The organism is Deinococcus alpinitundrae, from assembly GCF_009982895.1.
Lineage (GTDB): Bacteria > Deinococcota > Deinococci > Deinococcales > Deinococcaceae > Deinococcus > Deinococcus alpinitundrae.
In genome coordinates, this window is the sequence record NZ_WXZL01000299.1 from 1 (window position 1) to 266 (window position 266).

At 43.6% G+C, this 266-nt stretch carries 1 pseudogene; it reads left to right on the forward strand.

Annotated features, from left to right (window positions below):
• A pseudogene (gene nusA / locus GUI70_RS25805) lies at nucleotides 1–266 on the forward strand (transcription termination factor NusA); the annotation flags it as partial.

A 266-nucleotide genomic window follows, 5' to 3' on the forward strand; every position in this document is an offset into this window, starting at 1 on the left:
TAAGGTAGCGGTTCGGTCAAATAACCCGGACATTGATGCGGTTGGAACCTGTGTAGGTCCCCGCGGTCAACGGATTCAAACCATCGTTAACGAATTACATGGCGAAAACATGGACGTAATTGAATGGGAAGATGACGATGCAGAATTTATGTCCAACGCCCTTAACCCAGCAGAAGTAATCGATGTTTTATTTAACGAAGAAGAAGAAAATTCTTGCATCGTCATTGTGCCTGATTACCAACTATCATTAGCCATTGGTAAACGGG